The following is a 23,718-nucleotide window of genomic DNA, read 5'->3' as shown; positions in this document are numbered from 1 at the left end:
CGGTGTGGTTGCCGGCCCGGCTTTCGGTCAGCTGGTGATCATGTCCTCCTGCGACCAGAACGCCCGCATCGACGTGATCTTGCCGTCGTCGTCGAAGGTCATGACGTCGATCGGCGCGATCTCGAGCTTCTGCTCACCGAGGTCGGTGACGAGGGAGAAGTGGAACGCCGCCGAGTTGCCGGCAATCTTCAGCGTCAGGAGTTCGCCGGTCTGCTTCAGCGGTTCGATCACCCCGTAGAACTCGCGCAGTGATTCCACCGACGTCCGTGGCTCGGTACCCACCGGATCCTCCACGGTGGCGCCCTCGGCGTACAGCGCGACGACGTCGTCGGCGGTCCCGGTGGCCACCGCCTCGATGTACCTCTCGACGGTCTTGCGGATGTCTTCTGCGGACGGTGCCATGATGCGACTCCTCAGTCGAATAGAACGTGTTCTAGCCGTGAGAGTAGCGCAGCACGCCGCCGGTGGGCAGCCCCTTCTCCCAGGCAGCGGGACGTCGCCGCCGTGCGCTCCGCGCCCGTGAGTACTTATTAACCGCCGGAGGTTAATAAGTACTCACGGGGGCGAAGCCCAATTCACCTCCACGAGATCGAACCGGGAGTGCAGTTGCGCCCACGTCGTGCGACGCCGGCCGTCGGGAGTGCGGTAACCGCTGCCCGGCTCCGGAAGCCAGGTTCGCATGAGATCGTCACGTACGGCGGGCCGGTCGACGGGTTCGGACGTGTGCGCCAGCCCGGCGACCAGCCACACCCGGGCGGTCTTGCTGCAGCGCGATTCCGAGTGAGTCACTGCGCCAATCAAATTCGTGTTCATGGGGTCGTCCTCGTCCACTCCGGCCGCGGATCCGCACCCGAAAGGGGTTGCTCCTTCAACGAGGTGAGATCCGTGCGAGATTTCTGTCTGACCTCATGCTCCGCCGACTGCGGTGCGGCGGGTGTCTCATTTCCTGACACGAACGGAGGGATGACGATCGATGGTCCGACGAAGGGGGCGTCACACGTCGATGCCGAATTCCTTGATCTTGCGGTAGATCGTGGCGCGCGAGATGCCGAGAGCTGTTGCCGCGGCTTTCTTGTTGCCGTGATTCTCTTCGAGGCTGCGTACGATGGCGTCGCGTTCGAGGGCTTCGATCTGGGTGAGGGTGTGCCGGCTCAGGGCCCGGCACATCGGGGGCAGCTGGTCGACTTCGACGACACCGGAGCGCTGGCGTTGGACGACCTCGTGCAGGACCTGCCGGAGTTCGGTGACGTTTCCGGGCCAGCTGTACTTGCAGAGTTGGCGCATTGCTGCAGGCGAGAGGGACAGCTCCGCGCCGCGACCGAGTTGTCGTAGCAGATGCGGTACCAGACTGTGCAGATCGTCGATGCGATGGCGCAGGGCCGGCATCGTGACGGTGTGGCTGAAATGGGGAAGGAGCAGTGCGTCGAGATCGGTGTTGTGACCGGTGCCGCCGATGGTCGCGCCGATCCATCCGGCATGTTCGCGCCCTTGGATCAGGTCGGCGACGACCCGCTGCTGTGCCTCGCTGAGTAGGTCGATGTCGCGCAGGACGACACTGAACCGTTCCTGGTCGAGTTCCTGTTCGAGGGCCGGTAGCACGGCGCTGTCCGCGGAGAGTTCGGCAGCCGTGAAGATCCGCGTCCGAATGGGAACATGTTCGATGGCAACAGCTTTGAGAGCGGATCCGCGGCCACTTCCGGGCTCGCCCGACACGATGACCCACTGTTGCTCGCGTGCGCAGCGAGCGATCTGCTGGCAAGTGCGGCGCCAGGACGCGCTGGTGCCGGTGACACCGGGAAGCACGGTGCTTGCCGGTGCAGAGGCGACAGATGAGGTGCGGACGTCGAGGAGATGTACGTAGAACAAGGCCATCGGTCTGCGGGCTCCGAGCCCGAAGTCCTCGATCGAGGACAACCTCGCCGTCTGACCGCTGGGCAGAGCGACGATATGCCGATAGGTGGCGTTGACGCTGCTCAGGTCGACGGCGTGTTCGAGTAGCGCTGCCTGATCCTGGGCGTCCAGCGCCACACGAAGTCGCCGGTTGACGAGGACGACATCGTCTCCGAGCGCCAGCACCCCGGTCTGCGGCGATCGGCGACACGCCTTGAGATACGCGTTGAGCAACGACGTCTGGTCGGCGCTGGCCTGCGCCAGGAGACGGCCTTCGATCTGAGCGGTGGCGGATTTGGCGAGGGTGGCCAGCAACGGACCCCCGTCCTCTACCCAGCCGGTGAGATCGAGTGCCCCCACCAGCGTGCCGGACATCGGATGGGTGATCGGGACACCCGCGCAGGCCAATTGCCCGAGACAGTCGGCATAGTGCTCGGCGCCCGTCACGAGGGTGGGCTGGCGGGTTTCCAGGGTGGTGCCGATGCCGTTGGTGCCGGCGAATTCTTCCGAGTAGCTGTAACCGGGTATCAGTTGGACGTCGTCGAGTGTGCGATTGAGTCGGCGGCTGGCGGCGATCCTGGTCAAGATCACTCCGTCAGCCGACGTCAGGATCACGCTGACGGGTTCGTCGACCAGGCCGTCCGCGAGCTGTCGCAACACGGGTTCGGCAGCCGCAGCGAGAGGACAGTCCAGATTCGGCTCGCGGACGAACGGGAGGTCGAGCTGATCAGGGCTCACTTTGAGCGACTTCGATCGTTGCCACGAGAACGAGATGGGTTGGCGAACGGAGCTGTCGAGATCGTTGTCGGCGAGAAACAGCTCGCGCGCTTTCTGCAGGTCCTTGGTGGTCATGCCGTGTTTACGCCCCGTTTCTCCACACGTTTATGCACCCGAGCGTACGTCGTCTCGATGTGAGACGCGTCTCAATATGAGACGGTTCGTCGATGGGGGTTCGACCGTCGCCCGGATACCGGTCAGTACTTCGAGGACGCTGGCGAGGTCGGCCTGCGTGAGGATGCCCGGCACCGGAGGGGGCCCGGGGTCAGTGCGGGGACGGCCGCGCCGCCGGCCGGGGTGCGCTGTCATGGTCGGGGCCTTTCGTCGCGGGGTGGGGCGGATTCAGGGTCGTGGTCGTCATATCGCGCGGCCGGGGTTCAGAATTCCGGTCGGGTCGAACGCCGCCTTGATCCCTGTCATCAGGGATCTCTCGACCGAGCCGATCATGGGTTCGAGGTAGCGGCGTTTGAGGCTGCCGACGCCGTGCTCGCCCGAGATCGATCCGCCCAGCGCCAGACATCGCGTCACCATCTCGTCGAAGGCCCGATGGGCCCGGTCGGCGGCGTCGGGGTCGGCCGCGTCGAACACGATCGTGGGGTGGAGGTTCCCGTCGGCGGCGTGCCCGAACGTGCCGATGAGCAGGCGGTGGCGGTCGGCGATCCGGGCAATGGCGTCGAGCATGTGCGGTAACCGTGGGACCGGTACGGCCAGGTCGTCGAGCAGGGTGCTGCCGCGGCGTTCCAGGGCGGTCAGCGCCACGCGGCGCGCCTGCATGAGAGCGTCACCTTCGGCGGCGTCGGTGCTCACGTACAACTCGGTGGCCGCGGCGGCGCGGCATGCGTTCGCGCTGCGCTGGGCTTCCGCCTCGGCGGCGTCACCGTCGCACTGGATCAGCAGCAGCGCGCCTGCCGTCTCGTCGAGACCCATGTGGGTCATGTCGTTGACGGCCGCGATGGTGGTTCGGTCCATGAGTTCGACCAGGCTCGGGTCGGCCACCGCCTGAATTGCCAGCACCGCGTCGACGGCCTGGACGGTATCGGAGAAGGCGGCGACGACGGTGGCCGTGTGGGCCGGGGCCCGGCGCAGCCGCACGGTCGCCTCGACGATCACCGCCAGGGTGCCCTCGGACCCGACCAGCAGTCGAGTCAGATTCAAACCGGCCACGTTCTTGCGGGTGACGGCCCCGGTGTGGATGATCCGGCCGTCCGCGAGGACCGCCTTGATCCGGGCGACGTGGTCGCCGGTCACCCCGTACTTTGCGCAGCACGCGCCGCCCGCGTCGGTCGCGAGGTTCCCGCCTATCGTGGAGATGGCGCGACTGCCGGGGTCGGGGACGTACCACAGTCCGCGCGCTGCCACCGCGGTCGCGAGGTCGCCGTTGATCACGCCCGCCTCGACCGTGGCGGTGCGGGACTGTTCGTCGACGGCGAGGATGCGGTCGAGTTTCTCGGTGCTCAGCACGATGCAGCCGTCGATCGCGTTGGCCCCGCCGGCCAGACCGGTGCCCGCACCCCTCGTCACGACCGGAATACCATGTCGGTGCGCGGTTTTCAGAGTCGCGACAACATGGTCGACAGTCCGGGCGCGGACGACGGCGAGCGGAAGCCCGGACGGACAGAGCAACGCCTGATCGCGGGTGTAGGCGAGCATGGTGTCGCTGTCGGTCACCGCGGCATCGCCCAGTTCCGCGACCAGATCCGCGACGGGGCCGGTCGTCACGACCGTCATACCTTGGCCTGCGTGACTTCCAGCTCTCCCATCCGCGACCAGTCCTCCCCCGGAATCTCCGTGTGGATGATGCGCGGTGTCTCGCTCAGCGCGGGACGCATCGCGTCCAGTCCCTTCCGGAAGTGGTCGGCGGCGACGTGGTCGGAACCGGCCTGCCCGTCCCGGAACGCCTCGATCAGCACGAATTCGGCGGGGTCGTCGGCGCTGCGGTGCCACTCGAACCAGAGATTGCCCGGTTCGGATCGTGTCGCATCGGTGAACTCCTTGGTGACGAGCAGCCAGTCGTTCTGATGCGTGTCGAGGACTTTGAACTTCACGACGATGAAAATCACGATGCTTCACTTTCTTTCGGGCATACGGGGCCGCAGCGGTGGGTTGGCGCTCGAGCAGGGGAGTGGGTCACCGCCCGCAGGACGGCGACCCACTCGGCTGCGTCAGTAGATGTTCGACGGGCGGACCATGCCTTCGGCGAGATCGCCGAATCCGGGCGCCATGATGGCGCCGGGATTGCCCATGACCTCCTCCACCACAGCGGTTTCGGTGGTGATCAGCAGTGCCGCGATCGAGGCCGCGCTTTCGAGCGCGGCGCGGGTGACCTTGAACGGGTCGATCACGCCGTCGTCGAACATGTCCCCGTATTCACCGGTGAGGGCGTTGAATCCGTGCCCGAGCGGCAGACCGGCGACCACCTCGACGACCTCGTCGCCGTCGAATCCGGCGTTGATCGCGATCCAGCGCAGCGGTTCGGCGAGGGCGCGGCGTACGACGTCGCACCCGATGGCCTCGTCTCCGGACAGGTCGAGGTCGGCGAGTGCCCGATGTGACTGTGCCAGCGCGGTGCCACCGCCGGACACGATGCCCGCCTCCACCGCCGCGCGGGTGGCAGCCAGGGCGTCCTCGACGCGCAGCATCCGCTCCTTGAGTTCGACGCTGGTCGCGCCGCCGACGCGGATGACGGCGACCCGCCCGGTGAGGCGGGCGATGCGCAGTTCGAGGCTTTCCTGGTCCGCCTCGATCTTGGCACGCTCGAGCTGGGATTCGAGTTGGGCGATGCGGGCGTCGAGCAGGCGCTGGTCGCCGTGGCCGCCAACGATCGTGGTCTCGTTCTCGGTCACCGTGATCCGGTCACACGACCCGAGATGCTCGACGCTGACCTCGGACAGTTCGATGCCGGTGTCCTTGGCGATCACGTGCCCACCGAGCGCCACCGCGAGGTCTTCGAGCTCGGCGACCCGGCGGTGCCCGAAACCGGGGGCCCGGACGACCACCGACTGCATCGTCTTGTGCATGTTGCCACCGACGAGCAGCTGCAGGGCCGGCCCGTCGACCTCCTCGGCGAGCACCACCAGCGGCCGGTCGGCGCGCTTGGCGACCTCGACGGCCGGCATGATCTCCTGGACCTGGGTGATCTTCTTGTTGGTCAGCAGGATCAGCGGATTGGCGTGGACCGCTTCCATCCGCTCCGGGTCGGTGACCATGTACCCCGAGGTGTAGCCGTGGTCGAACTCGATGCCGTCGACGATGTCGACGGACAACCCGAGGGTGTCGCTCTCCTCGGTGGTGACGACTCCGGACTTGCCGACGTAGTCCACGGCCTTCGAGATGGCGTGTCCGATCACCTCGTCGTCGCTGGCGGCGAGCGTCGCGATGCGTTGCAGATCGCTCTGGCCCCCGACCTGGGTGGCCTGCTCGCGGAGGGAGTCGACGACGACGGATACGGCTCGTTCGATGCCGCGACGGACCCGCATGGGGTTGGCTCCGGCCTCGACGGAGCGCAGCCCCTCACGGACCATGGCCTGGGCGAGCACGGTTGCGGTGGTGGTGCCGTCGCCGACGACACCGTTGGTCTTCATCGCCACCTCCTTCACCAGCTGGGCGCCCATGTTCGCGAACGGTTCGCGGAGCTGGATCTCGCGCGCGATGGTCACGCCGTCGTTGGTGATGGTCGGCGGCCCGGTGAGCTTCTCGAGCACCGCGTTGCGCCCCTTGGGGCCGAGGGTCACCTTGACCGCGTCGGCGAGGGCGTTCACGCCCTGCTCGAGTCGGGCTCGGGCGTCCGTGTTGTACCGCAGCTCTTTTGCCATGGCTGATGGTCCTTTCGTGCTTTTCTTGTGCGGAGTATGCGGCGTGTTACGGGACGAGAATCGCCCGACCGCGGACCCGCCCGGCATCGAGATCGTCGAGGGCTTGCTGGAAGTCCTCGAGCCGGTATCGGGTGGTGTGCAACGTGACCTTGCCCTGGGCGGCAAGGGTCATGAGCTCCTGAAGATCGTTGTAGGAGCCGACGAGATTTCCGATGAAGTTGATCTCGGTGGAGATCACATCGATGGTCGGGACGTCGATGTTCTCGCCGTATCCGACGACGTAGTAGTTCCCGGCGCGGCGCAGCATCGCGATGCCTTCCCGGGTGGCGCCGCCTTCGCCGACGAAGTCGACGACAGCCTCGGCGCCGTGTCCGCCGGTCAGGTCGAGTACCTGCTGGATGTGGGTACCGTCGGCGACGATGCCGTGGTCGGCGCCGATCTTCACGGCCAGTTCGACGGCCGCGGGGTTGCGGTCGAGCACGACCACGGTGACGCCGGAGATGGCCTTGAGGACCTGGATGCCGATGTGGCCGAGGCCGCCGGCCCCGATCACCACGCACACGTCCCCGGGGCGGGTCGTCTTCGCGGCCTTGGCAACCGCGTGGTAGGCGGTCAGTCCGGCGTCGGCGAGTGCGGCGACGTCGGCCGGTTCGAGCGAGTCGTCGATCTTCACCACGCTGCGTGCGGTGGTACGGAGATATTCGGCGTAGCCGCCGTTGACGTCGATGCCCGGGAACTGACTGTTCTCGCAGTGGACGTCGTCACCGAAGCGGCATGCCCGGCACAGCCCGCACGTGATCAGGGGGTGCAGGATCACCTTGTCGCCGACCGCAACGTTGGTGACGGCATCGCCCACGGCGTGGACCCAGCCGGCGTTCTCGTGGCCGATCGTATACGGCAGTGCGACACCGGACTTCTCCTCCCACTGCCCCTCGAGGATGTGCAGGTCCGTGCGGCACACGCCGGCGCCGCCGATGCGCACGACGACATCGAGCGGGCCCTCGACGGTGGGTTCGGGAATGTCGGTGAGCTGCAGTTTGGTGTGGTATCCCACCACTTGCACGGCCTTCATCGCGGGCTCCTGGTTCTGAGGTTGGTGATTCGCGGTGTGGCGCCGACGGATTCGCTGTCGGCATAGCGGGTGGCGAGCAGTCCGCGGCAGAAGTGGGCGTTGCCCTCCATCGAGATGCGCACCGACTTGGCGAAGCGCAGCCGCATCGGCACCGATTCCGGGGGAATGCGCTTGCCGTCGTCGTCGACGAACACCCGACTGGCCGGGCAGATGCTCAACCCGATGCCGATCCGGCGACGCAGCAACGCGGCCTTCGCCTTTCCCGGAGCGAGATCGCTGAGAGTGAGCCGGTAGATCTCGTTCACCCCCAGGTCGGTGGTCTTCAGGTGCGCCTCGACGCACCGTTCCATCGCGGCGGCGTGTGCCTTGGACCGGAACATTCGACGCAGTTCGTGCAGACTGTCCTCCGCCTCGGAGCCGAACGTCCCGACGTATCCGGCGTCGGCGGCGAGGCCGGCGTTGATCTTGTCGCTGTCGTGGTGGTCGTCGAGCAGCACCCGCACCTCGCCGATGTCCTCGATCAGGCGTAGCGCGTCGAGGGAATCGGAAGCCATGAGGTAGGCGAAGTTCGGCGAGCAGAACGCGGTGGGCAGCCGCAGGTGCACGGTGACCCCGTCGTCGTCGAGGGTGACCGACCGGACGAACCCGAGATCGGTGATGGGTTCGTCCAGTTCCGGGTCGGTGACCGTCGACAGGGCCATCAGGACGTCGTGTTCGGTGCAGACGACGACGGCGGTCATGACGGCACGGATTCCGGCTCGCGCGCCCCGGCGGCGACCTCCACACCTTCCTGTCCGGCCGGCTCGGCCAGTTGCAGGTCGGCGGGAACGTCGATGTCGTACAGCGCTGCCGCGTTGAGACCGAGAATCTTCTGCTTTTGCTCCACGGTGATCGGGGCGTACTCGCTCTGCATGTCCTCGGGGATCTGGAAGTCGACGAACTTCTCGATCAGCCACTTCGGGGTCCACAGTGCGTAGTCGCTGCCGAAGAGGATCTTGTCCTCGCCGATCCAGTAGAGCAGTTCACCGATGATCTGGGCGAAATAGCGGGGCCGGGTGTGGATGAACGGCAACGCCACTGCCAGACCGCCGTACACGTTCGACTCCTGGGTGGCGATCCAGCAGAAGTCCTCGAGCCGCGGCAGACCCACGTGCTCGACGACGAATCGCAGGTCCAGGTAGTCGGTGGCGACCTTGTCGACATCGGAAACGTCGAAAGCGTCGCGGTCGAGGGGGCGGATCGTCGGGCCCTTGTGAACGTGAATGTTCTTGATCCCCAGCTTGATGCATTCTTCGAGGTAGCGCCGCGACCACGGTTCGTCGAGTTTGTAGCCGCGGGAGTCGCCGTGCCATTCGGCGGTGTAGAGCTTGACGCCCTGCAGGTTCATCCGGTCCGCGTCCTTGCGGAGCTGTTCGAGGCCGGCTTCCTCGTGGCGCGGGTCGTAGGCATGGTTGTAGGTGAGCTTGCCGGGATTCTTGGCGACCAGGGCGAGCGCTTCGTCCGTCTGCCCGAATCCCTTGTGGTAGAAGTCGCTGAGCAGGGTGGCCTGGAAGATCGCGTGGTCGACGTATCCGTCCACGAAGAGGTCACGCTCGAAGCGTTCGCTGCCGTAGTACGTGTAGGTGTCGTAATCCCACACGACCTCTTCGGGGCTGAGGTTCTTGTGGTAGTCGTAGAAGCAGTCGATGAACTGCTTGCCGTGCACGTTCTTCTGGTTCGACTCGCGGCCGTCCCAGATGTGCACGTGCCCATCGACGATGAAGTACTTCTGACCGTCCTTCTGATACATCGCGTCCTCGCTTGGTCCTGGTTCCGGGTGGGCTGGGGGTTGTCCGGGGCCACCTGTCTCGGTGGCCCCGGACAGCTGCGGGCTAGTTCTCCGTGAGGTCGAATCCGATGTACTCGGCGGCATCCTCGGGGCTTGCGAACAGCAGGGTCTTCTCGTCGAGGTGGACCATGCGCCCGTAGTGGGTGGAGCTGATCTCCTCGAAGATCGAGCCGTCGAAATCCTGACCCAGGGCGTCGGTCAGTTCGTCGTAGTCGAAGTCGAGCAGCTTCTGGCCGTCGACGCGAATCATCGACGGGTACTCGGTCAGCTCCACGCCGTCTTTCGCGCCCATCACCTCCGCGACGACTCGGCCGATCGGGGTGTTCATCAACGTGACGCCGCACATGTTGGAGAACTCAGTGGACGATCCGAATTGCATGGTCACTGGTCCAACTCCTTGGGGATGTCGAGCCCGATCTCCTCGAGCAGGGAACGGAACTTCGCCGTGGCGGCGTCGAGGCTGTCGGCGAAGGTGACGGCCTTGTCGGCGGGCTGGGACCAGATCGGCTGCAGTGCGCGGGCGGCGTCGAGGCACCGTGGCACCCAGGTGGCCAGCCACGTGCCGAACAGTTCCTTGTTCGACTCGCCGTGCTCGGGGTCACGGGTGAGCAACCGGAACAGGTTGCGGGTGTATGCCAGGTCGCGGTCGTAGTCGTGCTCACCGGTGCCGACGATCGTGGGGGTGATGTAGTCACCGTTACCGGCCGCGATCTGCATCACCAGTTCGGTGCGGAACAGCGAACCGACCAGCTGTTCGAAGACGATGTTGGAGCCGAACAGCAGCTCACACCAGTCCGGAACGGCGGTGAGCCGCTCGACGACCTCCCGGGTGGGCTGCCATTCGGGTGCGGACTGCCAGACCGCCTTGTGCGCGTCTCCGTCGAAATCCTCGGTGGCCTCGGACAGGTCCAGGTTGAACAACGCGAGGTCCTGGGCGAAGCGCATCTTGTGGGCAGCGTTCACCGCGACGGCCGTGTTGATCATATTGGTCGGCCCGGAACGCTGGATGGACGTGAACACGTGCAGTGCCAAACCGTTCTCGGCATGCATCCACGCGCCCAGGTTGCGGGCGATGAACGTCAACCAGGGAGTGTTCCAGGCGTCGTAGACGCGGGCACGCTTGGCGTTGGAGAGACACAGTTCGACCTGGTGGACGACCTTCGAGTTGTTGCGGAAGATCGTCTGGTCCCACTCCTCGTTCGGGTCGAGGAAGGCATGCCAGTTCGACGACTTCGCGACGGTCCAGTCCTGCGGGTATCCGCCCGGTCCATTGCCGAATCCGTAGATCCAGCCCTGGGAGAGGTGGCGATCCGGGTCGGGTTGGACGTCGACGGTCACGTCCTCGTACATCGTCGACCGCTTCTTGGCCGGCGTGTAGTAGTTGAAGGTGCGGCTGCGTGAGCTGGGGAACTCCAGCGCACCGGCTTCGGAGTCGGTGAACTCGATCTTCGGAAAGCTCCGCTGCTTGGGCTCGGAGGTTGCGGTCATCTCGTTTCTCAGTTCTGTCGGGGAAAGAGGGCTGTGAATTCCTGTGGTGGGCTACTCGAAGGCGGGGCTGGTGAACTTGTCGTAGAAGATCTGATCGCTCGGGGTGTCGGTGGCCTCGAGCAGAGCGAGCGCCGCGTCGACCATCGGCGGTGGTCCGCAGAGATAGACCTCGGTCTTGCCGATGTCCGGTTCGCGGCGGCTCACGACGTCGGTGACGTTGCCTTCTTCGACGACGATCGATCCCGCCGGCTCCGGGACCATCGATTCCGACAGGCAGGCCACGAACGTGAAATCCGTGAGTCCTTCTCCGAGTCGGAGAATTTCGTCGACGTAGAACAGGTCGGCGGGCGTCCGGGCACCGTAGTAGAAGTGCACCGAGCGGGTGTTGCCCGTCTCGCTCATGTGCCGCAGGAGAGAGAGGACGGGGGCCATTCCGGCTCCGCCGCCGATCAACACGATCGGCAGGACGTGACCTTCCTTGAGGGTGAACGACCCGTAGGGACCGGTCAAGCTGATCTCGTCGCCGACCGAGATGGCATCGTCGAGCAGCCCGGCGAACTTTCCCCCCGGATACTTCTTGATGAGGAATTCGATATGGCCGGGTGTCGACTGCGTCGTTGCCATCGAGAAGGACCGATGCTCCTCGGTCCCGGGGATCTTCAGGTCCGCATACTGGCCGGGCCTGAACTCGTAGGCGGCGGGTTCGACGGGCTGCAATCGCAGCGAGACGATGTCCTTGGTCATCGACTCGATCCCGGTCACCTGGGTGCGTACATCCTGGATGGGGACGCCGCCGAGAAGTTCGTCCTCGTCGAAGTTCAGCAGCTCGATCGTGCAATCGCTGTATGCGGTTGAGCGGCAGAGCAATACCATCCCTTCGTCGACCTCGGATTCGTTGCACGCAAACGTCGAGTAGTTCTCCATCTGGATATCGCCGTCCAGGACGAACGACTTGCAGGCCGAGCACCGCCCCTCACGGCAGCCGTGCATCAGGTGGATGCCTTGCCGGAATGCGGCGTCGAGGATGTACTCGTCTTCGCCGACTTCCATCTCGATGTCGACGGGCTCGAAGTTGATACGGTGCTTGTCGGCCACGGGGGATTCTCCTGGGCTTGTGAAGTGAATGGTGTAGCGGTGGGTGGCGCCGGAAGTGGCCGCGGCGCCACCCACCGAGCCTGGATCAGGCAGGAACGGTGCCGCCGGCACGGTATGCGGCGATGTGGGCGTCGCGTTCGGCGTCGGACATCTGGTTCAAGAGCACGTTCGGGCTCTGGAAGGTGTTGCCCCGCACGTCGTCGAGGGTCCACATCTTCTTCGGGTCGTCCAGATCGAGGTGCGGCTGACCGACCAGGGTCTTGCCGTCGTCGCGGACGTAACCGAGATCGGAGACGATGTCGGCGAGGTCCTTACCGTGGTGCAGGGTCTCCCATTCACGGAACCCGGTGAGCCGTCCCATGTTCGGAGTGGCCTTCCCCTGGTACTCCTCACGGAATGCGACGGCGTCGGTCCAGTAGCAGGTTTCCGAGCAGTAGGTCCGCCACTGGTTGTCCACCTTCTCGACGACCATGTCTTCGCGGATGAGGGCCGGCACCATGCAGGTCCAGCACCGGTGCGGGTACTGGTACCCGACCTCTTCGAACGCGATCGGCTTGTTGCGACCGGGGTAGGCGAGCCGGTTGTACTCCTCCCACCACTTGCCGTACTTCGAGTACCAGCCCGGGTACTTGTGCTCGAACCACTCGAAGTCCTTGTCGGTCATGGCATCGATACGCCAGTAGTTGACCGGCCAACCGGTGGCGAAGAACCGGGCCACCTCGTGGACGTAGCCCTTGTCGGTGATGCGCTTCCACGCCTCTTCGACCAGGTCGTGCGGAATCGTCAGGCCGTACTTCTCGAGCGGGATGAGGTAGCTGCGGTAGTAGTCGTCGTAGATCCAGCGACGCCACATCTCGGCGTAGCTCTCCCGGTCCTTGCGGCGGTCCTTGGTGCCGTATTCGATGAAGGTGCCGATTGCGGCGTCGACGACGCAGTGGTTGTTCCACCACGCGTACCGCAGGTCGCGTTCGAGCAGTGGGCGATTCCGCTCGTCGGCGAGGGCCATCAGCAGGATCGAGTAGCCGTTGGAGATGTGCCGCGACTCGTCGGACTGCACCGAGTGGAAGACGGTCGGCAGCAGGTAGTCGCCGTTGGCGGCGGCTTCGTCGGGCATGGCGACGAACAGGGTGTTCGTGAACGCGGTCTCGGCGACCACGGTCAGGTAGATGTTGGCCGAGGTGATCGCGTCACCGGTGATGAACCCTTCGCCGAACTGCCGGCCGATGGTACCCGCGTAGTTGTTCGCGAACGCCTTCTCCGTCATGTCGAACCCGGCGGGGTCGATGTAGTTGTTCATGTACAGCTTCTTGAGGTTCATCTGGATCGTCGAGTGACGAACCTCGTCGATCATCTGCACCGCGAGACCGTTGTGGATTTCCGGGTTGGGCACGGCGTCGATGGCCATCGGCATCGCCCGGGCGGCCGAGATCTCGGGGAACGGAATGATCGACAGGAACAGCTTCTGCCATTCGAGCCACCGCTGCTGCACCTGGCGGAACATGTTGCCGCGGATGGCACCGTCCATGGCGCCGTACACGCGGTTGTCCTTCTCCTCCTCCATCGGGAAGTAGGACCGCATGATCTGCTTGAGAGGATCCTTCTTCGGAGCCTTCTCGAAGGTGTAGTCGGTGCCGAACCGGGTGGCCGGGGTTGCGAATGTCGGATCCCAGGACAGTTCGGTGATCTTCGCGTGGGCCTTTGTCAGGCTTTGCCTACTCAATGTGCGCCTCCTGGATCAAGAGCCGGCCGGGTGCCGGCTGTGGGGGACGGTGTGCGATTGATTCAACCGTGTGACCCAGCTCTCGACCGTCTCAGTGTGAGACGACTGTCACATCCAGGCAGGCGCTCCGCGCCCGTGAGTACTTATTAACCGCCCGTGGTTGACAAGTACTCACGGGGGGCGGGGCCGGAACACGAGTTTGCGCCACCTGGTCGGACCGTCCGGAGAGATCCGGTGAACGTGACTTCTGACGGCCGCGGGATGTCAAATTGAGACACCATCGCGCGCTGTCCTGAGGGATGCTCTCGCCGAACCGCATTCACCCGACCAGCCCCGGGTGACAGACAGGAGAAATCGATGACCAACCCCAACGGACTCACCACCGTCGCCGGTGCACCGGTACCCGACAACCAGAACAGTCTCACCGCCGGCGCGCGCGGTCCGATGCTCTTGCAGGACGTCTGGTTTCTCGAGAAACTCGCGCACTTCGACCGCGAAGTCATCCCCGAACGTCGGATGCACGCCAAAGGGTCCGCCGCCTTCGGCACCTTCCGCGTCACCCACGACATCACCGCGCACACCAGCGCCGACGTCTTCTCCGCAGTCGGCAAACAGACCGAGATCTTCCTGCGATTCTCCACCGTCGCAGGCGAGCGGGGGGCCGCCGACGCCGAGCGCGACATCCGCGGCTTCGCCGTCCGCTTCTACACCGCACAGGGCAACTGGGACGTCGTGGGCAACAACACCCCCGTCTTCTTCTTCCGCGACCCTCTCAAGTTCCCCGATCTCAACCATGCGGTCAAACGCGACCCGAAGTCCAACCTTCGTTCGGCGCAGAACAACTGGGACTTCTGGACCAATCTCCCCGAGGCCCTGCACCAGATCACCATCGTGATGTCCGACCGCGGCATCCCCGACGGGTACCGCCACATGCACGGATTCGGCTCACACACCTACTCGTTCGTCAACGACGCCGGGGAACGCTCGTGGGTGAAATTTCATTTCCGCACCCAGCAGGGCATCAAGAACCTCACCGACGAGGAAGCCGCCGTCGTCGTCGCCGGCGACCGCGAGTCGGCGCAGCGCGACCTCTTCAACGCGATCGAGGAGGGCAACTACCCGAAGTGGACCCTCTCCGTCCAGATCATGCCCGAAGCCGACGCCCAGACCTACCGCTACCATCCCTTCGACCTCACCAAGGTGTGGTCGAAGAAGGATTACCCCCTCATCGAGGTCGGTGAACTCGAACTCAATCGCAACCCGGAGAACTACCACGCCGACGTCGAACAGGCGGCGTTCTCCCCGGCGAACATCGTTCCCGGCATCGGATTCTCCCCGGACCGCATGCTCCAGGGCAGACTGTTCTCGTACGGCGACGCCGCCCGCTACCGCCTCGGCGTCAACCATCACCAGATCCCGGTCAACTGCCCGAGAGGCGCGGCGCACGTCAATTCCTTCCACCGTGACGGCGCGATGCGAGTGGACGGCAATCAGGGCAGCATCCCGAGCATCGAACCCAACTCCCACGGCCGTTTCGCCGATCAGCCCAGCTACGCCGAACCGCCGCTCGGGGTGGGTGCCGTCGCCGACCGGTTCGACTATCGGGCCGACGACGACAACTACTTCGAACAGCCCGGCAACCTCTTCCGCAGCATGAACGCCGAGCAGCAGACTGTGCTGTTCGAGAACACCGCCCGCGCGATCACCGGGGCGTCGGTCGACGTCATCGAACGCCACATCGCCAACTGCACCCAGGCCGATCCCGCCTACGGCGAAGGTGTGCGGAAGGCCTGTGAGGCGCTCGGCGCCTTGTAGATCGAGTACCCAACAGCCCGGCGGCGCGCCTTGCACGACCCTGGACTGGGAACAGGGTCTGCGCGTCGCCTGCGGGCGTGCCGTTCACCACGCGGCGGAGGTGGTGGGCGGCACGCCGTGCGCTTCGCGCCCGTGAGTACTTATTAACCGCCCGTAGTTAACAAGTACTCACGGGTGCGAAGCACATCGAGGGCGATGTCGGTGATCATGTCTTCCTGTCCGCCGACGAGGCCGCGCCGGCCGACTTCCTGGAGGATGGTGCGGACGTCGATGCCGTAGTTCTTCGAAGCGGTTTCGGCGTGCCGGAGGAAGCTGGAGTAGACGCCGGCGTAGCCGAGGGTGAGGGTTTCCCGGTCGACGCGGACGGGCCGGTCCTGCAGGGGCCGGACGAGGTCGTCGGCGGCGTCCTGCAGTGCGAACAGGTCGGACCCGTGCTCCCAGTCGTGGAGGTTGGCGACGGCGATGAACGCCTCGATCGGGCAGTTGCCGGCGCCGGCGCCGTGCCCGGCGAGGGAGGCGTCGACGCGGGTGACGCCTTCTTCGACGGCGACGACACTGTTCGCGACGGACAGCGACAGGTTTTCGTGCGCGTGGATCCCGATCTGGGTGCCGGGGTCGAGGATGTCGCGGTAGGCGCGGACCCGGTCACGGACACCGTTCATGGTGAGCCGGCCACCGGAGTCGGTGACGTACACACAGTGCGCCCCATACGATTCCATCAACTTCGCCTGCTTCGCGAGGTTGTCGGCGGGGGTCATGTGGCTCATCATCAGGAACCCGGAGACGTCCATGCCGAGTTCGCGGGCCTTGGTGATGTGCTGGGCGGCGACGTCGGCCTCGGTGCAGTGGGTGGCGATCCGGATGGAGCGGACCCCGAGCTTGTGGGCCTGTTCGAGTTCGGCGATGGTGCCGATACCGGGCAGCAGCAGGGTCGTCAGGGTGGCGTGGGTGAGGTTGTCGGCGGCGGCCTCGATCCACTCCCAGTCGGTGTTGGAGCCGGGCCCGTAGTTGAGGGAGCCGCCGGCGAGACCGTCACCGTGCGCGACCTCGATGGCGTCGACACCGGCCGCGTCGAGGGCGGCGACGATCCGGCCGACGTCGGTGGGGGTGATGCGGTGCCGGACGGCGTGCATGCCGTCACGCAGGGTGACGTCCTGGATGTAGAGCTTGGTCATCGTGCGACCTCCGCGGGGATCGTGTTCTGGATGCGTCGGGCGATGGATTCCGCCGTGCGCAGGGCGGCGGAGGTCATGATGTCGAGGTTGCCGGCGTAGGCGGGCAGGTAGTGGGCGGCGCCCTCGACCTCGAGGAACACCGACACCTTGGTGGTGACCGGGCCGGCGCCACCGGGGAGCAGGGTGTGGACGGGTTCGCCGTCGGGGATCGGGGTGAACTGGACGTCCTGCTTGAGCCGGTACCCGGGGACGTACTCGGCGACGCGGGCGGCCATCTCGGTGATCGAGGCGCGGATGGCGTCGTGGTCGGCGTCGCCGATGAGGGCGAGGACGGTGTCGCGCATCAGCAGGGGTGGTTCGGCGGGGTTGAGGACGATGATCGCCTTGCCGCGGGCCGCGCCGCCGACCTGTTCGATGGCGTGCGAGGTGGTTTCCGTGAATTCGTCGATGTTCGCGCGGGTGCCGGGGCCGGCGGACTTCGACGCGATGGACGCGACGATCTCGGCGTAGGCGACCGGGGTGACGGCGGAGATGGCGGCGACCATGGGGATGGTGGCCTGCCCGCCGCACGTGACCATGTTGACGTTGTCGACGTCCCCGTCGAGGTGCTCCTCGAGGTTGACCGGCGGCACCACGTACGGGCCGATCGCGGCCGGGGTCAGGTCCACCAACTTCTTGCCGTACGGGGCGAGGGCGGCGGCGTTGGCCCGGTGGGCCCCGGCGGAGGTGGCGTCGAACACGATGTCGATGTCGGCGAAGTTGTCGAGACCGATCAGGCCCTGGACGCCGTCGGCGGTGGTCGGGACCTTCAGGCGGGCGGCGCGGGCGAGGCCGTCGGAGTTCGGGTCGATGCCGACCATGGCGCCCATCTCGAGGATGTCGGAGTTGCGCAGGACCTTGATCATCAGGTCGGTGCCGATGTTGCCGGAGCCGATGATCGCGACCTTGATCGTCTGGGTGTCGCTCATGAGTGGGTGTCCTTCGAGAAGGTGGCGGTGACGGTGCCGAGGCTGGACAGTTCGGCGCGGACGGTGGTGCCGGGTGGGGTGGGGACCATGGGGCCGAGGGCGCCGGAGAGGATGACCTGCCCGGCGCGGAGCGGTTGCCCGTAGTCGCGGGCGGTGCGGGCGAGCCAGCCCAGGGCTGTGAGCGGGTCGCCCAGGCAGGCGGCGCCGGTGCCCTCGGAGACCAGTTCGTCGCCCGAGTACAGCTGCATCACGACGTCGCGGGGTTCGAATTCGTCCAGGGTGAGCCAGTTCTCACCGAGGACGTACAACCCGGAGGAGCCGTTGTCGGCGACGGTGTCGGTGATGGTGATGTCCCAGTCGGCGATCCGGGAGTCGACGATCTCCAATGCGGCGGCGGCGCGGGCGACGGCGGCACGGATCTGGGCGTCGTCGAGGTCGCCGTCGATGAGGTCGGCGCCGAGCACGAACGCGATCTCGGCCTCGGCCTTCGGCTGCAGCAACCGGCCGCTGGGCACCTCGGGCAGGGCGGTGACGTCCATGTCGGCGAACAGCACCCCGAAGTCCGGTTGGTCCACCCCCAACTGCTGCTGCACGGCGGGCGAGGTCAACCCGATCTTGCGGCCGGTGACCGTCCCCCCGGCAGCGAGTCGCTGGTCGGTCAGCAGTTGCTGGACGGCATACGCCGCGCCGATGTCGGTGGTCCCGAGCAGGTCCCGCACGGGCGCACACGGTCGTGCGGTTGCGGCGGTGAGCCGCTCCGCGGCGGTCTGGATCGACGAATTCGGTTGGGAATCAACTACGGGGGCGGCCATCAGTTACCTCGCAATGTGGCTCTTCGGCACCGGGTTCGGGCCAGTCGGTCATGGGTTCGGAGTCTGTCGTTCTTGTGACGTGGTGTGCGTCGTTGCTTGTACTGTGCCGGGCGGAATGGGGATACTCAACGAATGAGTCCCGTAGAACGGAACACTTCTTCGGCGGGTGACGAGCCGACGTCGGTGGTCCGGCGGATATCGGATCTGCTCGCGGCGTTCGGACCCACCGACACGACGCTGGGTGTCAACGAGTTGACCCGGCGCACCGGGATCCCGAAGGCGACGGTGTCGCGGTTGGTGAAGGAGATGGAGGGCGTCGGGTTTCTCGAGCGCAGCGGCGCCAAGGTAGGGCTCGGACTGCGGCTGTTCGAACTCGGGGAACGGGCGTCGCGGCGACGTTCGGTCCGTGAGGTGGCGCTGCCGTTCCTCGCCGACCTGCGGGAAGCGACGCGGCAGACGGTGCACCTGGCGATCCTCGACGGCGCAGAGGTGGTGTACGTCGAGATCCTGCCGGGGCGGGATGCGCCGTGGCTGCCGTCCGGCGTGGGTGGGCGTCTCCCCGCACACGCGACGGGGGTGGGCAAGGCTCTGCTCGCGGGATCACCGCCCGCGGCGTTCGAGGCCGTGGTCGCGGCAGGGCTGCCGCGGGTGGGTCCGCGCACCATCACCGCACCCGGAGCGCTGGTGCGTCAGTTCCGGCGAATCGCGTCGACCGGCATCGCGTACGAGCACGAGGAGTCGGCGCCCGGCGTCGCGTGTGTCGCCAGCGCCGTCCGCGTCGACGACGGTCCACCGGTCGCCGCCGTCTCGGCGTCCGGGTGGATCGGCAAGGTCGACATCCGGCGCGTCGGGCCCGCCGTGCACACCACCGCACTGAGCATCACACGAGCACTCACCGAGGCCGGGGATCGAAGTATCGGACGGTGAGGTCCGCGCTGGAATCAGCCGGCCAGCCGCTCGAGGATCGCACCCATGGCCGCGTCGGCGTTTTCGCCGTCGAAGATGTTCTGTCCGTGGTCGGAGCCGGGCAGGAGGATCACGTCGTTGTTCTGGCCTGGTGAGTTGTCGGCGAGTTGCTGCGACACGTCGGCGACGGGTTCGTCCTCGCTCGCGATGAACAGCTTGGGCTCGTCGCCGAGGCCGTCGACGATCTTGTTGGGGGAGAGCAGCACCAACTGGTCGGGGAGTCCGGGCTGCTGCGACGCCAGTTGCAGGATCGCGTCGGCGCCCGCGCTTCCGCCCATCAGCGCGACGTCGGTGTGCCCGTCGTCGTGGAGTTTCGCGACGGCGGCCGCGATCGACTCCGGCGCGATGTTTTCCACCGCGATGACGGTGGCCCCCTGGTCGGCGATGGCCGTGGCCTGATTCTCCCAGCTGGCGGCGTCGAAGACGGCACCGTGCGCCAGCACCACCCCGTACTCGCCGTCGCCCCACTGCAGGGCGTCGCCGCCGCCGACCTCGATCTTGGTGCCGGTGGTGTCACCGTCCGTCGACGGTGAATCTTCACCGCCGGAGCAGCCCGCCACGACGACGGCGAGCAGCACCGAGAGCAGGACGAGTAGGGCCCTCATCTCTCAACCTTATCGAAGTGCGCCGCGTGTCACTTTCGCCAGAACAGGTGGTGGGTGACGCCGCTCGGGCTGGGCACGACGTCGCAGTGGAACCGGTCGAGCAGGTCGTCGGGAGATTCCCACAGTTGCGCCCCGGATCCGAGTTCGATCGGCGAGACCACCACATGCAGGGTATCGACGAGGTCGGCGTCGAGGAACTCCCGGATGGTGGTGGCCCCGCCGCCGAGCCGGACGTCCTTACCCTGCGCCGCCTCCCGCGCCTGCTCGAGGACCGTGGCCGGATCGGTGTCGACGAAGTGGAACGTGGTGTCGGAGAGCGTGAACGACGGATGGACGTGGTGGGTCAGCACGAATACCGGGGTATGGAACGGGGGTTCGTCGCCCCACCAGCCACGCCACTCGTGATCCTCCCAGGGCCCGCGGTGCGGACCGAACTTGTTACGGCCCATGATCTCGGCGCCGATATTGCGGTCGTAGTCGCGGTTGACTTCCTCTCGGCCGTGAACGACCGAGATTCCCCTCGGGTCTCACGTCCCGAGGTTCCTGTTTCACCGACAGTCGCCGCCCCGCACTTCATGTGCGGGGTGGTCTCACACCGTCTCCGCAGGCTGCCACCGCCAGTCCGACGGCCAAAATGTTCCTCGCCGCGTTCACGTCCCGGTCGTGGACGGCGCCGCATCGGCACGTCCACTCCCGCACCTCCAGCGGCATCGCCGAGGCGATCTCCCCGCACACCGAGCAGGTCTTCGACGACGGACAGAACCGATCGACCGCCACCACCCGCCGCCCGTACCAGCCGGCCTTGTACTCGAGCATCGACCGGAACTCGGACCAACCCGCATCCGAGATCGCCCGGGACAACGACCGATTCTTCACCATGTTCCGCACACTCAGATCCTCGATGGCGATCACTTGGTTTTCGCGCACCAGTCGAGTGGAGAGTTTGTGCAGATAATCGCGGCGCCGATCGGCGATCCGGCCATGGATCTTCGCGACCTTCAGTCGGGCCTTGGCTCGGTTACGCGATCCTTTCTGGTTCTTGGCCGCCGCCCGTTGCGCCTTCGCCAGCCGCGCACGGTCCGTGCGCTCGTGTCGGGGGTTGGTGATCTTCTCCCCCGTCGAGAGNGTGTACAGGCTGGTGATCCCGGCGTCGAGCCCGACCACNCGATCGGCCGGNTCGAGTTCGCTGATGGTGTCCTCGACGAGGATCGAGATGTGGTACTGATCGCGAGCATTGCGCGAGACCGTCACCTGCGACGGCACAGCCCCGTCCGGCAGCGGCCTCGACCACCGAATATCCAGGGGTTCGGACTGCTTGGCCAACCGGAGCTGCCCGCCGCGGTAGGTGAAGCAGTTCGAGTAGTAGGTCGCCGAATCCTTCGACCGGCCCTTCTTCTTGAATTGCGGGTAGCGGGACTGCTTGCGCCAGAACGTCTCGAACGCGCCCTGCAACTGTCGCAGCGATTCCTGCAACGGCCCCTTCGACGGCTCCGCCAACCACTCCGTCTCCGCGTCCCGTTTCCATCCGGTGAGCATCGTCGAGGTGTCGCTGTAGGTGATTCGCCGCTGCTCCTGCGACCANGCCCGCGTCCGCTCGGCCAACGCCCGGTTGTAGACATACCGGGTGCACCCGAACGTCCGNGCAAGCTGTTCCGCCTGCACCGCAGTCGGATAGAAACGAAACTTGAACGCCCGCTTCACCACCCTCCCCGCCATGACCCAGACACTAACCCCACGGTTCGACAAAACCAGATCGGCTATCCCGGCCCCGAAGGACCGAGTTTGCGCCGAAAGATTTACGGATCAAGTATTCGTCGAGGCCGCGGCTCCCGCCGGGGCCGGTGCGCATGTGCCAACTCGCCGTGGCACCCGCCCAGGCGAACAGGACACCGGGGTCGGCGTGACCGAACGGCCTCTCGAAGCTCTGGCCGTCACCGGCACCGAACCCGTCACGCGACACGTTGAAGTTCTGGACTCTCAGCAGCTGACTCACTCGGTTCCTCCTGCGCTCTCGACGATGGTAACGAGGAAGAGACTCCGAGGGCAGGACAAACTCATCGGCGCGGGGTCCTGGGCCCTGGTTCAGTGGACGTCGTCGGGGTGGGGCCCCGTTCTCTCGTTCCGGTCCAGCGCGGAAATCTGCGCGATCTCGGCGGCGTCGAGCGCGAAGTCGAACACGTCGATGTTCGCGCGCATCCGTTCCGGTGAAGACGATTTCGGCAGGGGTATGGTGCCGCGCTGCAGATGCCACCGCAGCACGAGCTGAGCGAGGGACACGTCGTGCCTGCGTGCGAGTTCGGTGAGTACCGGATTCTCCTGCAGCCGGCCACGGGCGAGCGGCGCCCACGCCTGGGTGTGGATGCCCAGACTCCGATGCAGTTCCACCATCGACTGCTGGGGAAGCAGTGGATGTATTTCGATCTGGTTCACCATCGGACGCCCGGCGGCGACCTCGAGCAACCGGTCCAGGTGATCGGCCTGGAAGTTCGAGACTCCGATCGCCCGGACCAGGCCGGCGGCGTGGAGTTGTTCGAGTGCCCGCCACGTGTCGAGGTACGCGCCACGAGCGGGGGCCGGCCAGTGGATCAGGCACAGGTCCACATGATCCAGACCGAGGCGGGCGACGCTCTTCTCGACGGCGTCCAGGGTCGACTGGTAACCCTGGTCTTCGTTGGAGACCTTGGTGGTCACGAACAGTTCCTCGCGGGGCACACCGGAATCGGTCAGGGCGCGGCCGAGGGAGCGCTCGTTGCCGTACATCGGAGCGGTGTCGAAGGCCCGGTACCCGGCCTCCAGTGCGTGCCGGACGGTCGCGTCCATGGCGTCGTCGGGAATCTGAAACACCCCGAATCCGATGGCGGGCATCACGACCCCGTTACTCAGGGTGACCGACGGAATCGTCGTTGCCTCGGTCATGTGATCGAGTACCCGCCGTCGACGGGCAGCACGACGCCGGTGACGTAGCGGGCGGCGTCGGAGACGAGGAAGAGTACGACGTCGGCGACGTCGTCGCCGTCGGCGAACCGCTGCAACGGAATCCGGCTCAGCTTCTGGGCACGGAACTCCTTCTGGCCGAGAACCTCCGCGGTCATCGGAGTCTCGATGTAGCCCGGCGCGATCGTGTTCACGCGCACGCCCTGCGGTCCGACTTCGACCGCCAGTCCCTTGCCGAGTTGGGTGAGCGCGGCCTTGGTCGCGCCGTAGGGCACGATGCCGGGCACCGCGCGGTCGGCGGACAGCGAAGCGATGTTGACGACACTGCCGCCCGACGCGATCAGCGATTTCATCGCCTGCCGGGTCAGCCGGTACACGGCCGACAGGTTCACGTCGACCAGCCGCTGCCAGCCGTCCTCCTCCACGTCGATCGCGGGCGTCCGCAGCTGGATGCCTGCCGCGTTGATCAGAATGTCGAGACTCCCGGCCACCTGCTGGGCGAGGTCGACGGCGGATGCACTGAAGGCTGGATCGGTGAGATCCCCACACAGCCCGTGCCCGCCGATCCCGTCCATGACCTCGGTGATCTTCGGGTCGGCGTCGACGCCCACCACCACGACGCCCTGCGCCGCGAGCGCCCTGGCGATTGCGGATCCGATTCCCCCGGCCGCGCCGGTGACGATGGCGGCCTTGCCGCACAGCGTCGTCACCCCGCTGCCCTGTGTTGTTGCGCCCACGTCGTGGCTCCCTTCCGATGCCGC

22 protein-coding genes and 2 pseudogenes are annotated in these 23,718 nt (G+C 66.2%); 2 read left to right on the top strand and 22 right to left on the bottom strand.

Translation table 11 applies throughout. From position 1 onward, the window contains the following. Nucleotides 1-27: 27 nt before the first annotated feature. The 13 genes from CA951_RS20730 to CA951_RS20670 all read right to left on the bottom strand — a co-directional run bounded on the left by CA951_RS20730 (nucleotide 28) and on the right by CA951_RS20670 (nucleotide 13,682). Entirely contained in the window at nucleotides 28-402 is a 375-nt protein-coding gene (locus tag CA951_RS20730; RefSeq protein WP_012690605.1) for a nuclear transport factor 2 family protein, read from the bottom strand. Between the two features lie 153 nt (nucleotides 403-555). Continuing rightward, on the bottom strand, nucleotides 556-789 hold the full coding sequence (locus CA951_RS20725; protein WP_256974009.1) for a hypothetical protein: 234 nt from the start codon (nucleotides 787-789) through the stop codon (nucleotides 556-558). Between the two features lie 204 nt (nucleotides 790-993). After that, nucleotides 994-2,742, bottom strand: coding sequence for a sigma-54-dependent Fis family transcriptional regulator (locus CA951_RS20720; RefSeq protein WP_087558607.1), 1,749 nt, complete (start codon nucleotides 2,740-2,742; stop codon nucleotides 994-996). Nucleotides 2,743-3,024: 282 nt separating this feature from the next. Continuing rightward, entirely contained in the window at nucleotides 3,025-4,395 is a 1,371-nt protein-coding gene (locus CA951_RS20715; RefSeq protein WP_087558606.1) for an FAD-binding oxidoreductase, read from the bottom strand. Then, a complete protein-coding gene (locus CA951_RS20710; protein ID WP_087558605.1) occupies nucleotides 4,392-4,727 on the bottom strand; it encodes a putative quinol monooxygenase in 336 nt (111 codons plus the stop codon). Before CA951_RS20710 ends, CA951_RS20715 begins: the two co-directional genes overlap by 4 nt. A gap of 102 nt (nucleotides 4,728-4,829) precedes the next feature. Beyond that, the gene (groL, locus tag CA951_RS20705) at nucleotides 4,830-6,479 is read right to left on the bottom strand and encodes a chaperonin GroEL (RefSeq protein ID WP_087558604.1); all 1,650 of its coding nucleotides are present in this window, start codon (nucleotides 6,477-6,479) and stop codon (nucleotides 4,830-4,832) included. Nucleotides 6,480-6,525: 46 nt separating this feature from the next. Further along, complete coding sequence (locus CA951_RS20700) at nucleotides 6,526-7,551, bottom strand: NAD(P)-dependent alcohol dehydrogenase (RefSeq protein WP_087558603.1); 1,026 nt, start codon at nucleotides 7,549-7,551, stop codon at nucleotides 6,526-6,528. Next, entirely contained in the window at nucleotides 7,548-8,291 is a 744-nt protein-coding gene (locus CA951_RS20695) for an iron-sulfur cluster assembly protein (protein ID WP_087558602.1), read from the bottom strand. The genes CA951_RS20700 and CA951_RS20695 overlap by 4 nt, the downstream gene beginning before the upstream one ends. Beyond that, entirely contained in the window at nucleotides 8,288-9,340 is a 1,053-nt protein-coding gene (locus CA951_RS20690; RefSeq protein ID WP_087558601.1) for an amidohydrolase family protein, read from the bottom strand. Before CA951_RS20690 ends, CA951_RS20695 begins: the two co-directional genes overlap by 4 nt. A gap of 82 nt (nucleotides 9,341-9,422) precedes the next feature. Continuing rightward, nucleotides 9,423-9,764 carry a propane 2-monooxygenase effector subunit MimD gene (gene mimD / locus CA951_RS20685; protein WP_179220255.1) on the bottom strand — a complete coding sequence of 114 codons (342 nt, stop codon included), beginning with the start codon at nucleotides 9,762-9,764 and terminating at the stop codon, nucleotides 9,423-9,425. Further along, nucleotides 9,761-10,867, bottom strand: coding sequence for an aromatic/alkene monooxygenase hydroxylase subunit beta (locus CA951_RS20680; protein ID WP_087558600.1), 1,107 nt, complete (start codon nucleotides 10,865-10,867; stop codon nucleotides 9,761-9,763). The genes mimD and CA951_RS20680 overlap by 4 nt, the downstream gene beginning before the upstream one ends. Nucleotides 10,868-10,918: 51 nt before the next feature. After that, the gene (locus tag CA951_RS20675; RefSeq protein ID WP_087558599.1) at nucleotides 10,919-11,962 is read right to left on the bottom strand and encodes an FAD-binding oxidoreductase; all 1,044 of its coding nucleotides are present in this window, start codon (nucleotides 11,960-11,962) and stop codon (nucleotides 10,919-10,921) included. A gap of 85 nt (nucleotides 11,963-12,047) precedes the next feature. Continuing rightward, nucleotides 12,048-13,682, bottom strand: a complete 1,635-nt coding sequence (locus CA951_RS20670) for a methane monooxygenase (RefSeq protein ID WP_087558598.1) — start codon at nucleotides 13,680-13,682, stop codon at nucleotides 12,048-12,050. 357 nt (nucleotides 13,683-14,039) lie between these two features. Between CA951_RS20670 and CA951_RS20665 the strand changes: the two genes are divergently transcribed. Beyond that, nucleotides 14,040-15,497, top strand: coding sequence for a catalase (locus tag CA951_RS20665; RefSeq protein ID WP_087558597.1), 1,458 nt, complete (start codon nucleotides 14,040-14,042; stop codon nucleotides 15,495-15,497). Nucleotides 15,498-15,640: 143 nt separating this feature from the next. On the opposite strand, the gene dmpG is transcribed toward CA951_RS20665, so the two are convergent. From dmpG to CA951_RS20650, 3 genes are read right to left on the bottom strand one after another with little or no spacing between them, the layout of a single operon-like run. Then, complete coding sequence (gene dmpG / locus CA951_RS20660) at nucleotides 15,641-16,672, bottom strand: 4-hydroxy-2-oxovalerate aldolase (RefSeq protein WP_087558596.1); 1,032 nt, start codon at nucleotides 16,670-16,672, stop codon at nucleotides 15,641-15,643. Further along, a complete protein-coding gene (locus CA951_RS20655) occupies nucleotides 16,669-17,640 on the bottom strand; it encodes an acetaldehyde dehydrogenase (acetylating) (RefSeq protein WP_087558595.1) in 972 nt (323 codons plus the stop codon). The genes dmpG and CA951_RS20655 overlap by 4 nt, the downstream gene beginning before the upstream one ends. Further along, on the bottom strand, nucleotides 17,637-18,452 hold the full coding sequence (locus CA951_RS20650; RefSeq protein ID WP_087558594.1) for a 2-keto-4-pentenoate hydratase: 816 nt from the start codon (nucleotides 18,450-18,452) through the stop codon (nucleotides 17,637-17,639). The genes CA951_RS20655 and CA951_RS20650 overlap by 4 nt, the downstream gene beginning before the upstream one ends. A gap of 132 nt (nucleotides 18,453-18,584) precedes the next feature. Here CA951_RS20650 and CA951_RS20645 point away from each other — a divergent pair, with 132 nt between their 5' ends. Next, the gene (locus tag CA951_RS20645) at nucleotides 18,585-19,379 is read left to right on the top strand and encodes an IclR family transcriptional regulator (protein ID WP_087558593.1); all 795 of its coding nucleotides are present in this window, start codon (nucleotides 18,585-18,587) and stop codon (nucleotides 19,377-19,379) included. 14 nt (nucleotides 19,380-19,393) lie between these two features. Here the strand turns inward: CA951_RS20645 and CA951_RS43475 are convergent, their stop codons facing one another. The 6 genes and pseudogenes from CA951_RS43475 to CA951_RS20615 form a co-directional block, all read right to left on the bottom strand. Beyond that, nucleotides 19,394-20,023, bottom strand: a complete 630-nt coding sequence (locus tag CA951_RS43475; protein ID WP_179220254.1) for an alpha/beta hydrolase — start codon at nucleotides 20,021-20,023, stop codon at nucleotides 19,394-19,396. Nucleotides 20,024-20,052: 29 nt separating this feature from the next. Further along, nucleotides 20,053-20,505: pseudogene (locus CA951_RS20635) on the bottom strand (dihydrofolate reductase family protein); the annotation flags it as partial. A 91-nt stretch (nucleotides 20,506-20,596) separates the two neighbouring features. Then, nucleotides 20,597-21,739, bottom strand: coding sequence for an RNA-guided endonuclease TnpB family protein (locus CA951_RS20630; RefSeq protein ID WP_087558592.1), 1,143 nt, complete (start codon nucleotides 21,737-21,739; stop codon nucleotides 20,597-20,599). Between the two features lie 87 nt (nucleotides 21,740-21,826). Beyond that, nucleotides 21,827-22,016, bottom strand: a pseudogene (locus tag CA951_RS44370) (deaminase); the annotation flags it as partial. A gap of 89 nt (nucleotides 22,017-22,105) precedes the next feature. Continuing rightward, the gene (locus CA951_RS20620; RefSeq protein WP_087558591.1) at nucleotides 22,106-22,939 is read right to left on the bottom strand and encodes an aldo/keto reductase; all 834 of its coding nucleotides are present in this window, start codon (nucleotides 22,937-22,939) and stop codon (nucleotides 22,106-22,108) included. After that, nucleotides 22,936-23,694 (bottom strand): SDR family NAD(P)-dependent oxidoreductase, encoded by a 759-nt coding sequence (locus tag CA951_RS20615; protein WP_087558590.1) that lies wholly within the window; start codon nucleotides 23,692-23,694, stop codon nucleotides 22,936-22,938. Before CA951_RS20615 ends, CA951_RS20620 begins: the two co-directional genes overlap by 4 nt. Nucleotides 23,695-23,718 lie beyond the last annotated feature (24 nt).

Origin of the sequence: Rhodococcus sp. NCIMB 12038 (genome assembly GCF_002165735.1) — a bacterium.
GTDB lineage: Bacteria > Actinomycetota > Actinomycetes > Mycobacteriales > Mycobacteriaceae > Rhodococcus_F.
The sequence above is the reverse complement of the archived record's forward strand: the minus strand, read 5'-3'. Positions and strand labels throughout refer to the sequence as shown.